Genomic DNA, 14,119 nt, shown 5'->3' on the forward strand with positions numbered 1-14,119 from the left:
AGGGATGACAGAAAAGACAAAGATCGAGCGCCGCACCTTCGTCCAGGTGATGACCGCTGCATCGAGCGCCGCTCTATCACTGGCGCTTCTACCGCGGCGCGCGGCCGGCCAATCCCCAAACAATTCCACCTCGAACGCTTCCGATCTCTTCGAGACAAAGGAGATCAAGACCGATGACAACACCATTTTCATCAGGCGCTACGGGAGAGGATCCCCACTGCTCATGGTCCATGGATTTCCGCGAACCAGCCTGATGTGGCGTCATGTCGCGCCGCATCTCGCCGGTAATCGCACGGTCATCTGCGTCGATCTTCGTGGATATGGCCGCAGCGGCGTTCCCGCCTCTGCGGAGGATCACTATCCCTATACAAAGCAGGCGATGGCGAATGAGCTCGTCGCCGTGATGGATAAGCTTGGCTTTTCCAAATTCGATCTGGTTGGACACGATCGCGGCGGTCGCGTTTCCTACCGCCTTGCGCTCGATCACCCGGAGAAGGTGCAGCGTCTCGCAGTGTTTGACGTGCTGCCGATCTCGGAAGCCTGGGGCCACGCCGACGCAAAGTTCGCCATGACCTACTGGCCATGGAGCCTCCTCTCGCAGAAGGCACCGCTTCCCGAAAAATACCTGATCGGTGCGCCAGACGCGGTATTCGACAATCCCTTCGGCCAGGGCTCATTCGGCCCCGAAGTGAAAGCGGAATACATCGAAACCTACCGCGATCCGGCCCGGGTGCATGCGATCTGCGAAGAATACCGCGCGGCCGCAACCCTGGATATCGAGCATGACAAGGCGGACCAGAAGGAAGGCAGGCGCATTAAGTGCCCTATGCTGCACCTGTGGGCCTCCGGCGGGCCACTTGATACATTCTACGAGCAGAATGGCGGCGCATTGGGAATTTGGAAGAAGTGGGCCGACAACGTACAAGGTCGGGCCGTCAAGGGCGGTCACTTCTTTCCCGAGGAAAACCCGACCGACACAACGGAGCATCTAACCAAATTCCTGTCGGCTTGAACGGCAGCTGACGCCCGCGCAGACTTCGACCAGGCTGGCCACAGCCAGGCGATAGCCGGCGAACGAACGACCCTCGCCGGCCCAGCTCTATTCAGCCGATCTCCCGCCGGACCATGGCCGCCGCATCGCACATCGCCTTCAGTTTTCCGAACGCGGTTGCGCGCGGCATGTACTTCATGCCGCAATCGGGCGCCGGGACCAGGCGGTCCGGCGAGACGTATTTCAGGCCGTTGCGGATACGGGCGGCCACAGTGTCGACGCTCTCGATCGCGGGATCCGCGAGGTCGAGCACGCCGAGCATGATCTTCTTCGACGACAGGTCCTTGAGCACGCCGAGGTCGAGCTTCGGCTGCGCGGCCTCGATCGAGATCTGGTCGGCAATGGTGTCGTCAAGCTCGGCGAGGAAGGAATAGCCGGCCGGCTTGTTCGAGCCCGGCACGACCGCGGCATAGCCGAAGCAGAGATGCACGACCGTCGGCACCGTGATGCCCTGCAATGCACGGTTGATCGCCTTGACGGCGTAGCGCTTGGCAAGATCCGGATTGTTGCGCACCCAGGGCTCGTCGAGCTGGATCACATCCGCGCCTGCCTTCTGCAGATCGAGCGCCTCGGCATTGACGGCCTCAGCGAGCGCCATCGCCAACTCTTCCTCGTCCTTGTAGAACTCGTTCCTGGCCTGCTGGCTCATCGTGAACGGGCCCGGCAAAGTGATCTTGGCGGCCCGATCCGTGTTCTTGCGCAGGAACTGCATGTCGTGCAGCTCGACCGGGCCCTTGCGCTTGACGGGACCGACGACACGCGGCACCGGGGTCTGCGTGTTGCCGGTGCGCGCCACGATCATCGCGGGATTGTCCCCGTCGATGCCGTCGAGCGCGGTGGCGAAGCGGTTGGAGTAGCTCTCGCGGCGGATTTCGCCGTCGGTCACGATGTCAATGCCGGCGCGTTCCATGTCGCGGATCGCGACGATGGTCGCATCGTCTTGCGCCTCCTCCAGATGCTCTGCCGGCAACCGCCACATGTCGTGCAACCGCGTGCGCGGCACCACCTTCGACAGCATGGCGCGATTCACCAGCCATTCCGGCTGCGGGTAGCTGCCAACCACCGTGGTCGGCAGGATATGCGTTGGCATGGGCATGGGATTCTCCTTCTTATTGTTGTTGAGTGCAGCCGATCAGGCCGCGCGTCCCTCGTCCTCGACGGGGTTGCGCAGGATGCCGATGCCGGAGATCTCGATCTCCACGACGTCGCCGCCCTTCATCCACAGCGGCGGCGTGCGATAGGCGCCGACGCCGCCGGTCGTGCCTGTGACGATGACATCGCCGGGCGCAAGCTCGGTGAACGTCGAGCAGTAAGCAATCAAGGCCTGCACGTCGAAAACGAGATCAGAGATCGGGGCCTTCTGCACCTCGACGCCATTGAGGCGCGTGATGAGCGTCTGCTTGGTGACGTCGGTCAATTCGTCGGTCGTGACCATCCAGGGCCCGAAGCCGCCGGTGCCGGCAAAATTCTTGCCCGGCGCGAATTGCGAAGTGTGGCGCTGCCAGTCGCGGATGCTGCCGTCATTGTAGCAGGCATAGCCGGCGACATGGCTGAGCGCGGCATCGCGTGAGATGCGGCGGCCGGCCTTGCCGATGATGACGGCCATCTCGCCCTCATAATCGAAACGCTCCGATTCCAGCGGCCGGATCATCGGCTGGCCATGGCCGACCTGGCTGTTGCCGAAGCGGGTGAAGATCATCGGATGCGCCGGCGTCGGATGGCCGCTCTCGGCCAGATGCGTGGCATAGTTGACGCCGATGCAGAAGATCTTGTCGGGATCGGGAATGGTCGGCAGCAGCGCGACATCTTGCAGCGCGTAGTCGGGCTTCTCGACAGCGAGCTTCTTCAACTCGTCGAGCGATCCCTTCGCCAGCAGCGCCTTCAGCGTCGGAAATGCCTTCAGGCGCTTGCCGGCGTCGATGACGCCCTTGTCGGTGGCGATGCCGTAGCTCGCGGTGCCGGCGATCGTGAAGCTTGCAACTTTCATCAGTCAAACACTCTCTTCGATGGAGGAAACATAGTCGTTGATCGGAAGCGCAATCTCGCCGCTGCGGATCGGAACGCATTGCGGCGGGAAATCCTGGCGGAAGCGCGCGCCGGCGGCTTCGGCGCGGTCTAGGAACCGCTCGAGATGATTCATCGCACCGGTCGGAAGATCGTGCAGCACCATCAGCGTCCAGGGTTGCCGGATGCATTGGTCGAGTGCGCGCTCGGTCCAGCCATCAGGGTCGTCCCAATCCCGCGGGATCGCATTCCAGAGCACGCAGCTGTGTTTGTTGCGGGTGAGATAGTCGACGACGGATGGCTTCAGCAGCCGCGCATCCAGATTGCCGCCGCCACCGAACGGCCGGAACCAGCGCTGGGGATGCGCGAGATCAGAGATCGCAGACTGCGTGCGGCCGATTTCGTTCTCTGCCGTCTCGCGACCTGCCTGCTCACCGAGCGGAATGGTGTGCGTAAACGTGTGATTCCCGATCCAGTGCCCCTCCCCGTGCGCACGCACCGCAAGGCCGCGCCGCGCGGGGTCAGCGAGCTTCTCGCCGATGACGAAGAAGGTGGTCTTGATGCCGCGCCCGGCGAGAACATCGAGCACGCGCGGCGTTACATCGGGATCGGGGCCGTTGTCGAATGTCAGGGTCAAATCGTACACACAAATACCTCAGGTCGCCGGCTGCATCGCGCTCGACGCGATCTCGTCATTGGCCTGACCGGCCCGCGTGCCGGTCTGCCAGATCGCCGCCTTGCGCTCGATCCAGCGGATCGCAGCGTTGAAGGCGATGGCGAGGAACAGCACGAGCAGCACGCCCGCGAACACGTGCGGACTATCGAGAATTGTGCGGTAGCGCGAGATCAGATAGCCGATGCMGGCCGATGAGATCAGCATCTCCGAGACGACGACGCCGACGATGACCAGCGCACCGCCGACACGCAGGCCCGACAGCACCGTCGGAATCGCCGCCGGGATGATGACGCGAACCAACCGTTGGCTCAGCGTCGCGCCCATGCTGCGTGCCGCGAGCAGGAGCTGCGGATCGATGGTCTGGATGCCGGCGGCGGTGGCGAGCATCGTCGGCAGGAAGCCATAGATCGAGGCGAACGCGATCTTGGACTCCGAGCCGATGCCGAGCCACACCGTGAAGACGGGATAGAGGATCACGAGCGGCACCGCATACAGGCTCGACACCATCGGCATGATCAGGACGCGCGGACGCGGCAGGCTGCCGACGATGGCGCCGAGCAGGATGCCGCCGCCGCAGGCGAACGCCATGGAGACCACGACCTCATAGAGCGTCACCGCGAGCGCATGACCGTATTCCGCAGCATCGGTCCATCCGGCGATCAGCGTCGATGACAGTGACGGCAGGAACAGCTCGGGAATGAGACCGGTGCGCGGCAGCAACTCCCACAGCGCAATCAGGCCGATCACGATCAGGTATCGCAGCGTCTTCGCACTTATTCTGGCGCTCATATCAGCCTCACGCCGATTTGCGGATGTGCCGCCAGATGCGGTCGCGCAGCGCACCGAAGGCGTCGCCGCTCAGCATCTCATACGTGCGCGGCCGCGGCAGCTGGACCTGGAGATGGTCGACGATGCGGCCCGGCCGCGCCGACATCACGATCACCTCGTCGGCGAGATAGACGGCTTCGGTGAGGCTGTGCGTGACGAAGACGACCGTCTTGCCGGTCGCGGCCCATATCCGCAGCAGCTCGTCGCCCATGGTCATGCGCGTCTGCTCGTCGAGGGCGGCGAACGGCTCGTCCATCAGCAGCACCGGCGGGTCCTGCACCAGCCCGCGCGCGATCGACACGCGCTGCTTCATGCCGCCGGAGAGTTCGTGGGGATGACGCCTGCCGAAGCCGTCGAGGCCGACCAGCTTGAGCGCATCCTGCGCCTTGGCGCGGCGCTCGGCCTTGGGCACGCCCCGCAGCGCCAGCGGAAACTCGACATTGTCCTCCGCCGTCAGCCAGGGAAACAGGCTCGCTTCCTGGAACACCACACCGACCCTGTTGGGGTCGGGCTGCAGGATCGGCGCGCCGCTGATGGTGATCGTGCCGGAGGTCTGCTGGCGCAGCCCCGCCATCATCATCAAAAGGGTCGACTTGCCGCAGCCGCTCGGGCCGACCAGCACGACGAAACGGCCGGGCTTGACCTCGAGCGAGACGTCCTCCAGCGCGACGACGTCCTGCGACCTCGTCTTGAAGACCTGACCGACGTTCTTCACCTCGATCGCGCCGGCCCGCGCGGCGGGCTTCAACGGGGTCACGTTCGCCAATGGCTGCATCGCGTTTCCACCCATCTGACAAGTTCGTTGAAGGTCATGGCGATCGCGGCGACCATCACGACGCCGGCGAGGAGCTGCTTCATCTGGAAGTTCTCGCCCCAAGTCGCGATCTGGTGGCCTATGCCGTCGCGCGAGGCGTACATCTCCGCCAAAATCACGCCGGTGAGGTTGAAGATCATGGAGATCCGCAACGCCTCCAGCAGCACCGGCAGCATGCTCGGCAGATAGACCCGGAAGGCAGTCTGCATCGGCGTGGCACCATAGGAACGCGCCACCGTCAAGTGCTCGACCTTGACCGACTCCACCGCCGTCGTGGTCGACATGATCACGATGAAGATCGTCGAGAAGAAGCCGAATCCGACCTTCTGGGCAAAGCCGACGCCGAACACCAGGATGAACATCGGCAGAAAGATCGACTTCGGGATGCTGAAGGCGAAGAACAAAAGCGGCTTGGCCACGTCCGCGAAGTAGCGGTTCTCCGCGACCAGGAAGCCGATCACCGCACCGAAGGGCACGGCCAGCGCGAACGCGGCCAACACCTCGGTCGCGGTCACCATCAGATCCTTCTGCACGGCCGCGCGCTGCAGCAGATCACCGAGCGTTGCAAAGGTATCGGACGCCGACGGCAGCAGTCGCGGATTGACGATGCCGGTGCGCGGCAGCACCTCCCACAGCGCCAGGACCGCGATGATGATCGCGATCCGCGCAAGGTTGATGACGAACGTGCTTTGCATCGTTACGGCTTGGTCGGGACGGGCTTGAACTTGGCCGAGATCACGTCCTCGACCGGCACGATGTCCTTGAGCCCGCCAAGCTTGGCGAGATCGAGCGACAGCTGCACGGCCGCATTGACGTTGGCCGCGCCCATGTCGCCGCTGGTCTCGAGCTTCATGATGGTGTTGTCGTACTCAAGGCCCGCGATCTCCGGCGGCATTTCATAGAGCTCGGCGATCAGCTTGATCGTGACGTCGCGGTTGGCGCGCATGAACGCGACCGCGCCGTAGAGGGCGTTCACCGCCTTCTGCACCATCTGGGGCTTGGCCTCGGCGAACTTGTCGAGCACGATCCAGCCCGCAGTGAGGTTCGGCGGGACCGCGGTCGCGTAATCGAGGATGGGCTTGGCCTCGCCGGACTTCGAGATCTGGAAACTCAGAGGCGAATAGACCACGGCCGCCTCGACATTTCCGGCCAGCAGGTTCGGCACCAGGCCACCGCCGCCGACGGGAACACGCGTAAAATCGATCTTCTTGTCCTGGATGGTCCACAGCGCGAGCAGGTCGGAGCCGGAGCCGGCCGCGGTGATCGCCACCTTCTTGCCGTTGAGGTCCTTGACGTCGAGCGTCGACTTGGTCGGGACCATCAATTGCCAGCCGAAATTGCCCATCGCGGCATTGGCGACGATCCGTGACATGACGCCCTTCTTGCGTCCGGCGGAGACCAGCGACGGCGGATCGAGAATGATGTCGGCCGCGCCCGCAGCCATGCCTTCGAACGTCTCCGCGCCGCTGCGGTAGATCGTCAACTCCGCCTGGATGCCTTCCTTCTCGAACAGTTTCTGCCGCACCGCCGTCTCGGCAATCGTCGTCGGCCAATAGGTTTTCGTGGGCAGGCCGACGCGGATGGTGTCGGCGGCGCTCGCAGGCCCCGCCAGAATTGCGGCGGCGATCAGCGACATCAACGCGTGATTGATCTTCATTATTGGTTTCCTCCCGGTCTCTGTTTTTTGTGTGCCGGAATTTTCCGGATCGTCAGGTCGTACGGCTCACCTCCGCAATGCGAGAGGCGGCGAGCTCGACGAATTCTTTGGTGGTGCCGAAGTGCTTTGACAAGGCGCGAACTGCCGCATCCGCATCGCGCCTGATCACGGCGGCGACGATCGCCTTGTGTTCGGCTTCGACGTTGCGTGGCTTGCCACCGGCCTCTCGCCGGATCGAGAGGCGGCGATATCGCTCGCTCTGCTCGTGCAGCACGTCGCGGAAGCCGAGCAGCCATGGCGAGCCGCACGCGTTGACCAGCGCACGATGGAAGATGCGGTGACGGATCACCCACTCCTCGTAGTGCACGGTCGGATCGTCGGGATAGCGATGGGGAACGGCCTTCAAATCCGCCCAGGCGGATTTCACCGATGCGAGCCAGGCCTCATCGCCCCGCTCGATCGAGCGACGGAGCGCAAGCCCCTCGATATCGATCCGGGTCTGCGTCACGTCGGCAAGATCGGCGAGCGACACCGGGCTCACGCGAAAGCCACGCTGGTCCGACGCCTGCACGAGCCCGTCCGCGACAAGTCGCGACAGCGCCTCGCGCACGGCGGCGAGGCTCACGGAAAACTGTTTGGCGAGCCCCGCGATATGCAGCTTCTGGCCCGGAGGCAGCCGCGTCGCCAGGATGTCGGCGCGCAGACGTTCGTGCAGCGCCGACGTCAGGCTGCGCGGACCATCCCCGGGGCTTCCGGACAACTGGAACTGAAGCGGACCCATGGTCGGATGATTGCAAGGCGGCGGCCGCCGGTCAACAGAAAATCGAAAATCGATTTTTTCTAGCCTAGGTTACGCTACGCCTTGCCCAACGTCCTGGGAATGCGCGGCCCGAGACGGCGCCACGTCGAGACGAACAGCTACGCCATTCAGATCCGGGCTTGGCGCCGGGTAGAGCTTCATGACGAGCGGATCATGKCCGGGAACGATGTGGTCCGCGTCCGGCGCTGCGGCTCGCAGCTTGTCAAAGCCCACCAGCATGTCACCGACATGAAATGCTGTCGTGAACGGACGTTCGCTCGTCATGTTCTCGTAGAAATGACTGACGTCGGAGGCGAGCACGACCGGGCCGCGGCGCGTGTTGACGCGGACGAACTGAAGACCGGCTGAATGCCCGCCGGCCGCGTGGACCGTCAGTCCGGGCGCGATCTCGGCGTCGCCGTCGTGGAACAGCACCCGGCGCGCATAGTTCAGCCGCACGATCGCGCAGACGTCCTCGACCTCGAAGGAATGCGACAGCCTCGGATACTGCATATAGCGCCCGGTGGCGTATACGAGCTCGCGCTCCTGAAGATGAAACCGCGCATTCGGAAACCGGTCGAAATTGCCGGCGTGATCGTAGTGCAGATGCGTGAGGATCACATCCTTGACGTCGGCCACGTCGATATCGAACGCGGCAAGCGTCTCCACCGGGCAGCGCAGGAATGTTCGCCTGCGCTGCCTTGCGATTTCGGAGTTGAACCCGGTGTCGACGACGAAGGTGCGGCCGCCTCCCCTCGCCAGCCACATGAAATAGTCCATCGGCATCGGCCCGTCATGCGGGTCGCCGCCGATGAAGTGCTCGCTCCGCTGGGCATCCCGCGTTGCATAGCGGATGGCGAAGAGCTCGTATTCCGGGTCGGCCATGGGGCTTCCAATCAAGCGGCTCAGGACCCCGCATCGACCTCGTTGAAGGCCTCGCGCGCGTTGCGGAAGGCGTCGATGCCGGCGGGCACGCCGCAATAGACCGCGACCTGGAGCAGGATCTCCTTGATCTCATCCTTGGTCAGCCCGTTCTTCAGGGCGCCCTTGACGTGCAGTTTCAGCTCGTGCGGGCGGTTCAGCGCGCCCAGCATCGCCAGATTGACGATCGAGCGCGTGCGGCGGTCGACGCCGGGCCGCGTCCACAGCGCGCCCCAGCAGAACTCGGTCGACCACTCGGCCATGGTGCGCGTGAACTCGTCGGCACCGGCGATCGACTTGTTGACGTAGTCCTCGCCCAGCACCTCTTTACGAACTTTGAGGCCCTTTTCGAACAGTTCGGTCTTGCTCATGATCGTCCCTTTCCGGTCTTGAGAGATTCTAGTTGGAAATTGTTTGGCGCGACGCCGATGGCGGCCGCAGTGATTGCAGCAGCGCGGCGACGTCGTCCGCCGCATCGAGCCGCCAGACCGCATCGATGACGCGGTCTGCATCCCAATCGCTTCGACCGGTCCTCACGCCTTCGCGCAGCTTCTCTTCGATCTCGCGGTCTGAAAGCGGCGCAGCGTGGCTGCCGCGCGGCGACGTCACGGTCTCTGTGAGACTTTCACCAGACGACAGGCGCAAGGTGACGCGCGCAGCGCCATCGAGCATCTGCGCATCAAGCTCCGCCCTCACCTTCTGTCGCAGCCACGCGATATCGGGCCGGACCACGGTCTCCTGCGCGAACTCGGCCACACCGGCCGCGCCGAGCAACAGTCCGCAAGCCGCGCAATGATGGATGCTGACGCGCGCATCGCGCTCGTTGTTCACGGGGCGATCACCGCGCGCGAGCAGCAGTGCCGAGCCCTGCACTGTCACCGACTCGACCTGGTCAACGCGTCGGCCAATCCGTTCGCGCAACAGCAGGCAGGCGTCGATGACCGAATGGAACACGATGCCGGCGGGATAGGGCTTGTAGGTGTTCTTCGCGATCTCCCAGGTCTTGCCGAGGCCATCGAGCATGCGGGCGAGATCCGGCTCATCCCCCATGGTACGCGCCCAGCCGAGCGGACCTTCGATGGCGCGGGGCGCAGCCTCATAGCCCTGTTGCGCGAGCAGCGCGGCGAACAACCCGTTACGTGCGGCATTGCCGACGCTGACATTCTTGGCGGCGCTTGGCAGATTCTCGACATTGCCGGCCGACTGGCTCGCCGCAAGTCCGATCGCGTTCGCAATCCCTTCCGCTGGCAGCCCCAACAGCTTCGCGCACGCCGCCGCAGCGCCGAAAATCCCGCAGGTCGAAGTGATGTGCCAGCCACGGGCGTAATGGCGCGGCGAGACTGCGTTGCCGATGCGGCACTCCACATCCACGCCAAGGATGAACGCGGTCAGCACCGCGCGCCCCGTCAGCTTGCGCGTCTCTGCCAGCGCCAATATCGGCGCGGCAACCGGCGCGGCCGGATGGATGATCGTTTCAGGGTGCGTGTCGTCGAAGTCGAGCAGATTCGCCGAGATGGCATTGAGAAACGACGCGCACAGCGCGTCCATGGACTGCGAATGGCCGATGATTGTCGATGTCGCGGCGCCGCTGAACGGCGACAGCGTGCGCATCGCGGCCGTGACCACCGGATCGCGTGCGGAGCCGAGCGCGGTCGCAAAGAAATTGAGGATCGATCGCTTCGCCTCAGGGCTCTGCGCCTCCACGTCCGCCCACGACGAGGACGCGACGAAATCGGCGAGCGTCTTGCTCACACTCGGAATTGAAGCTTGCGGCACGCGGGGCGTCTTCCTCGTTTTCCCGGACCATATGACGATCCGCGGCAAACTGTCGACCCCAAATGTTATGCTTGACAGCTTGTCTGACAATCATAACAATCCGGCCCGTTGGCGCGGGATCCCGCTGCCACGACGACGGCGGCCGAGAAGGCCGGCCGGCGAAAGCGTTTGACCAACGAGATCAAGAAGGCGCGCCCGTCACGGGTCGCGCGACAGGGAGTAGACGATGGCGGGAGAGATTCTCGGCGTAATCGGCACGGGCCGCATGGGCGGCCCCATGGCGGGGCGATTGATCGACGCGGGCTATTCGCTCGTGATCTATGACACGCAGACTGAAGCGACCCAGCCGCTGGTCAAGCGCGGCGCCCAGCTTGGCAAATCGCCGGCCGATGTCGCCTCCCGCGCCGATATCGTGCTCGCCAGCCTGCCGACGCCCGACATCGTCAAGGCGGTCACGCTCGGACAGGACGGCATCAGCAGCGGCAACCGTGCCAAGATCGTGATCGACCTGTCGACCTCGGGTCCCGGCGCGGCAAAGATCGTTGCGGAAGGCCTGAAGGCCAAAGGCATGACGCTGGTCGATGCGCCCGTGAGCGGCGGCGTCAAGGGCGCCGTCAACGGTACGCTGGCTGTGATGGTGTCCTGCCCGCAGGCGACCTACGAGACCGTGCAGCCGATCCTGAAGAATTTCGGCAAGCTGTTCTACACCGGCGACAAGCCCGGCGTGGCGCAGACGGCCAAGCTCGCCAACAATCTGATGGCGGCCGCGGCGCTGGTCATCACGTCGGAAGCCGTCGCGATGGGTGTCAAGGGCGGCGTCAACGCCAAGGTGCTGATCGACATCATCAACGCCAGCAGCGGCCGCAACAGCGCGTCCGAAGACAAGTTTCCCCGCGCGGTGCTGCCCGGCACGTTCGATTTCGGCTTCGCCACCGGCCTCTCCTACAAGGACGTCCGGCTCTGCGTCGACGAGGCCGAGGCCATGGGCGTGCCGATGGTCTGCGGCGCGGTAGTGCGGCAGATGCTCGCGATCACCAATGCCAAGTTTGGCGCATCGTCCGACTTCACCTCGATCGCCAAGGTGCTCGAGGAATGGGCCGGGGTCGAGATGCGCGGCTGATCACGCAAGCCTTCAGGGAGAGCGATTGCGATGACGATCGGCCCAACCGGATCAGGCAAGGTCTCGCTCGCGCGCCAGATGGCGCGGAGCGTGCTTGCGCTTGATCTTGGAGATTTCGGGCCGGAGGTCGTCGTCAAGGCAAAGCTCTGCCTGCTGGACTTCTTGTCCTGCGCCTTCGAGGCCGGCCATCATCCCTGGAGCCGTCAGGCGGTTGCGATCGCGCAGGCCGGCGGCAACGCAACGATCATCGGCACCGCGCAAACCTCATCAGCGGCTGACGCCGCCTTTGCCAATGCTGTGATGGGGCACGGCCTCGTCCGCGAGGACATGCATGCGGCCAGCATCGCGCACCACGGCGTCGTGATCTGGCCGACGCTGCTCGCACTGTCGGAGCAGACGCCGCTGCATGGAGCCAGACTGCTCGCCGCGGCCATCATCGGCTATGAGACCGGCGCGCGAATCGGGCGCGCGCTCCTGACCTCCGACCTCGCGCGGCTCTATCGCCCGACTGGCCTCGTGGCGCCGCCGGGCGCGGCGCTGGCGGGAAGCTTTGCGCTCGGCCTGTCCGAGGACCAGGCAACCAGCGCCATCGCGATCGCGGCCAATACATCCAGCGGGCTGAACGAGTGGCCGCATGCCGGCGGCTCGGACATGTATTTTCATCCGGGTTTTGCAGCCAGCAACGCGATCAAGGCGGTCGGTCTTGCCGCGGCCGGCGCCTTCGGCTCGGAAACGATCCTCGAAGGTGAGGCCGGCCTGTTCGCCGCCTATCGCCGCCGGGCCGCGCCCGACAGCATCACGCTCTTCCCCGATGGCGAGAGCGAGATCATGGCTGTCTACAACAAGCCGGTCCCGGCCTGCAATTTCGCGCAGACCGCGGCCCAAGCGGCGCTTCGCGTCTCGCACGAGCTCGCCAGCACTGAGGAGGTCGACCGCGTCATCATTCGCGCACCCGATGCCGCCGTTCGCTATCCCGGCTGCGACTCCATGGGGCCCTATCGCAACGCGCTTCAGGCCAAGATGAGCATTCCCTTCAGCGTCGCTGCCACGCTGGCGCGGGGCGAGATCGAGGAAGAGAACTATTCCGAGCTCGATGATGCCGACATCATCCGCCTGGTCGCGGTTACCGATCTCGGGGCAGATCCAGGCTTCACCGCCGCCTTCCCCGGCAAGCAGGGCGCGGAGGTGACCGTGCATCTGCGCAGCGGCCGGACGATCCGGCACGCTTTGCCCGACGTCATCGCCGCAACGCCTTCAGATATTCGTGCGCGCTTCCGCGCCGCCGCCATTCGCGCCCTCGGCGACGATCGCGCGCACCGGCTCGAGCAACTCATCGACGGCTGCGAGCAGCTCGGCAATGCCGGCGACATCGCAGCGCAGTGTCGTCTGGATGCGCCGGAACGAGTTTTACGATCGGCATCATAAGAAATGCCAAACAATACGGGGGAAACATGGTCGACCGGGAGACCAGCCTAGCAGTGCCGACGGCGCACAATCGCCAGCAAGCCGGCGCTCGCGCCGCGCGGAGGCGGGGCTGATGGAAGGCTTCTTTCAAGCGCTCGCTGCGGGCCTGTTGATCGGCGCCGTCTACGGCCTGATGTGTGTCGGGCTCGGCCTGATCTTCGGCGTCATGCGCGTCATCAACTTCGCCCATGGCGATTTCATGATGCTCGGCATGTATGCCGCCTTCTATCTCTTCACCGCCGCCGGCATCCAGGCGCTGTTCGGCAACACGGTGGGGCCGTTCGTGGCCATCCTGCTGGCCGGCCCCGTGCTCGCCGTGTTCGGCTATTTCGTCCATCTGGCCCTGATCTCGCGCGTCTCGGGTACACGCACCGCCTCGCTGGAAGGCGAAGGCCATTACGCCCAGCTCATCCTGACGCTCGGCATCGCGCTGATCCTGCAGAATGGCGGCCTGATCGTGTTCGGATCGGTGCTGGCCTCGATCCGTACGCCGCTGTCGAGCTCGGCCTGGGAGCTCGTTCCCTTCTTCGACATCAGCATCTTCCTCAACAAGGCGCGCAGCATCGACGCGATCGTTTCGCTCGCGATCATGATTCTGCTCTCGCTGCTGATCACGCGGACCCGGATCGGCAAGTCGCTGCGCGCCGCCGCCGACAATCCGACCGCCGCGACCTATATGGGCATCGACGTCGACCGCGCGCACCGCACGGCCTTCGCGCTCGGCTGCGGCATCACCGCGATTGCCGGCGGCCTGCTCGCGACCAACTATCCGTTCCACCCCTTCGTCGGCCTCGAATACGTGATCGTCATGTATGCCGGCGTCGTGCTCGGCGGCATGGGCAGCATCATCGGCGCCTTCTGGGGTGGCATGACGATCGGGCTCGTGCAGCAGATGTCCACGCTGATCCTGCCGACGCAATTGCAGAACGCCGCGATCTTCGCCGTCTTCCTCCTCATCATCTTCTTCCGTCCGCAAGGTTTCTTCGGACGCATGGTCGAGAGGACGTGA

General features: G+C 64.6%; 15 protein-coding genes. 4 read left to right on the forward strand and 11 right to left on the reverse strand.

Translation table 11 applies throughout. From position 1 onward, the window contains the following. The first annotated feature begins 4 nt into the window (after positions 1 to 4). A complete protein-coding gene (locus AC1DW2_RS09075; RefSeq protein WP_477005790.1) occupies positions 5 to 1,012 on the forward strand; it encodes an alpha/beta fold hydrolase in 1,008 nt (335 codons plus the stop codon). 91 nt (positions 1,013 to 1,103) lie between these two features. Here the strand turns inward: AC1DW2_RS09075 and AC1DW2_RS09080 are convergent, their stop codons facing one another. From AC1DW2_RS09080 to AC1DW2_RS09130, 11 genes are all read right to left on the reverse strand, one after another. Next, positions 1,104 to 2,147, reverse strand: coding sequence for a 5-methyltetrahydropteroyltriglutamate--homocysteine methyltransferase (locus tag AC1DW2_RS09080; RefSeq protein ID WP_477005791.1), 1,044 nt, complete (start codon positions 2,145 to 2,147; stop codon positions 1,104 to 1,106). Positions 2,148 to 2,183: 36 nt separating this feature from the next. After that, the gene (locus tag AC1DW2_RS09085) at positions 2,184 to 3,038 is read right to left on the reverse strand and encodes a fumarylacetoacetate hydrolase family protein (protein ID WP_477005792.1); all 855 of its coding nucleotides are present in this window, start codon (positions 3,036 to 3,038) and stop codon (positions 2,184 to 2,186) included. 3 nt (positions 3,039 to 3,041) lie between these two features. Beyond that, on the reverse strand, positions 3,042 to 3,701 hold the full coding sequence (locus tag AC1DW2_RS09090) for a polysaccharide deacetylase family protein (RefSeq protein WP_477005793.1): 660 nt from the start codon (positions 3,699 to 3,701) through the stop codon (positions 3,042 to 3,044). Between the two features lie 9 nt (positions 3,702 to 3,710). Next, positions 3,711 to 4,520 carry an ABC transporter permease gene (locus AC1DW2_RS09095; RefSeq protein ID WP_477005794.1) on the reverse strand — a complete coding sequence of 270 codons (810 nt, stop codon included), beginning with the start codon at positions 4,518 to 4,520 and terminating at the stop codon, positions 3,711 to 3,713. 7 nt (positions 4,521 to 4,527) lie between these two features. Next, a complete protein-coding gene (locus AC1DW2_RS09100; RefSeq protein WP_247308847.1) occupies positions 4,528 to 5,334 on the reverse strand; it encodes an ABC transporter ATP-binding protein in 807 nt (268 codons plus the stop codon). Beyond that, a complete protein-coding gene (locus AC1DW2_RS09105) occupies positions 5,313 to 6,068 on the reverse strand; it encodes an ABC transporter permease (RefSeq protein WP_477005795.1) in 756 nt (251 codons plus the stop codon). Before AC1DW2_RS09105 ends, AC1DW2_RS09100 begins: the two co-directional genes overlap by 22 nt. 2 nt (positions 6,069 to 6,070) lie before the next feature. Next, entirely contained in the window at positions 6,071 to 7,030 is a 960-nt protein-coding gene (locus tag AC1DW2_RS09110) for an ABC transporter substrate-binding protein (protein ID WP_477005796.1), read from the reverse strand. Between the two features lie 52 nt (positions 7,031 to 7,082). Next, positions 7,083 to 7,811, reverse strand: a complete 729-nt coding sequence (locus AC1DW2_RS09115; protein WP_071915391.1) for a GntR family transcriptional regulator — start codon at positions 7,809 to 7,811, stop codon at positions 7,083 to 7,085. Positions 7,812 to 7,880: 69 nt separating this feature from the next. Next, entirely contained in the window at positions 7,881 to 8,714 is an 834-nt protein-coding gene (locus AC1DW2_RS09120) for an N-acyl homoserine lactonase family protein (protein ID WP_477005797.1), read from the reverse strand. Between the two features lie 20 nt (positions 8,715 to 8,734). Beyond that, positions 8,735 to 9,121 carry a carboxymuconolactone decarboxylase family protein gene (locus tag AC1DW2_RS09125; RefSeq protein ID WP_477005798.1) on the reverse strand — a complete coding sequence of 129 codons (387 nt, stop codon included), beginning with the start codon at positions 9,119 to 9,121 and terminating at the stop codon, positions 8,735 to 8,737. Between the two features lie 28 nt (positions 9,122 to 9,149). Beyond that, the gene (locus tag AC1DW2_RS09130; RefSeq protein ID WP_477005799.1) at positions 9,150 to 10,526 is read right to left on the reverse strand and encodes an MmgE/PrpD family protein; all 1,377 of its coding nucleotides are present in this window, start codon (positions 10,524 to 10,526) and stop codon (positions 9,150 to 9,152) included. A 226-nt stretch (positions 10,527 to 10,752) separates the two neighbouring features. On the opposite strand from AC1DW2_RS09130, the gene AC1DW2_RS09135 reads away from it, so the two are divergent. The 3 genes from AC1DW2_RS09135 to AC1DW2_RS09145 all read left to right on the forward strand — a co-directional run bounded on the left by AC1DW2_RS09135 (position 10,753) and on the right by AC1DW2_RS09145 (position 14,119). Beyond that, on the forward strand, positions 10,753 to 11,646 hold the full coding sequence (locus AC1DW2_RS09135) for an NAD(P)-dependent oxidoreductase (protein ID WP_477005800.1): 894 nt from the start codon (positions 10,753 to 10,755) through the stop codon (positions 11,644 to 11,646). 30 nt (positions 11,647 to 11,676) lie between these two features. Continuing rightward, positions 11,677 to 13,071, forward strand: a complete 1,395-nt coding sequence (locus AC1DW2_RS09140; protein ID WP_477005801.1) for an MmgE/PrpD family protein — start codon at positions 11,677 to 11,679, stop codon at positions 13,069 to 13,071. A gap of 112 nt (positions 13,072 to 13,183) precedes the next feature. Next, positions 13,184 to 14,119, forward strand: coding sequence for a branched-chain amino acid ABC transporter permease (locus tag AC1DW2_RS09145; RefSeq protein ID WP_135216563.1), 936 nt, complete (start codon positions 13,184 to 13,186; stop codon positions 14,117 to 14,119).

The organism is Bradyrhizobium sp. P3_C3, assembly GCF_056402655.1.

Coding starts and splice junctions, on each gene's coding strand:
- AC1DW2_RS09125 (WP_477005798.1), bottom strand. CDS start 9,121: ATGAGCAAGACCGAACTGTTCGAAAAGGGCCTCAAAGTTCGTAAAGAG.
- AC1DW2_RS09085 (WP_477005792.1), bottom strand. CDS start 3,038: ATGAAAGTTGCAAGCTTCACGATCGCCGGCACCGCGAGCTACGGCATC.
- AC1DW2_RS09135 (WP_477005800.1), top strand. CDS start 10,753: ATGGCGGGAGAGATTCTCGGCGTAATCGGCACGGGCCGCATGGGCGGC.
- AC1DW2_RS09110 (WP_477005796.1), bottom strand. CDS start 7,030: ATGAAGATCAATCACGCGTTGATGTCGCTGATCGCCGCCGCAATTCTG.
- AC1DW2_RS09145 (WP_135216563.1), top strand. CDS start 13,184: ATGGAAGGCTTCTTTCAAGCGCTCGCTGCGGGCCTGTTGATCGGCGCC.
- AC1DW2_RS09100 (WP_247308847.1), bottom strand. CDS start 5,334: ATGCAGCCATTGGCGAACGTGACCCCGTTGAAGCCCGCCGCGCGGGCC.
- AC1DW2_RS09115 (WP_071915391.1), bottom strand. CDS start 7,811: ATGGGTCCGCTTCAGTTCCAGTTGTCCGGAAGCCCCGGGGATGGTCCG.
- AC1DW2_RS09080 (WP_477005791.1), bottom strand. CDS start 2,147: ATGCCCATGCCAACGCATATCCTGCCGACCACGGTGGTTGGCAGCTAC.
- AC1DW2_RS09105 (WP_477005795.1), bottom strand. CDS start 6,068: ATGCAAAGCACGTTCGTCATCAACCTTGCGCGGATCGCGATCATCATC.
- AC1DW2_RS09075 (WP_477005790.1), top strand. CDS start 5: ATGACAGAAAAGACAAAGATCGAGCGCCGCACCTTCGTCCAGGTGATG.
- AC1DW2_RS09140 (WP_477005801.1), top strand. CDS start 11,677: ATGACGATCGGCCCAACCGGATCAGGCAAGGTCTCGCTCGCGCGCCAG.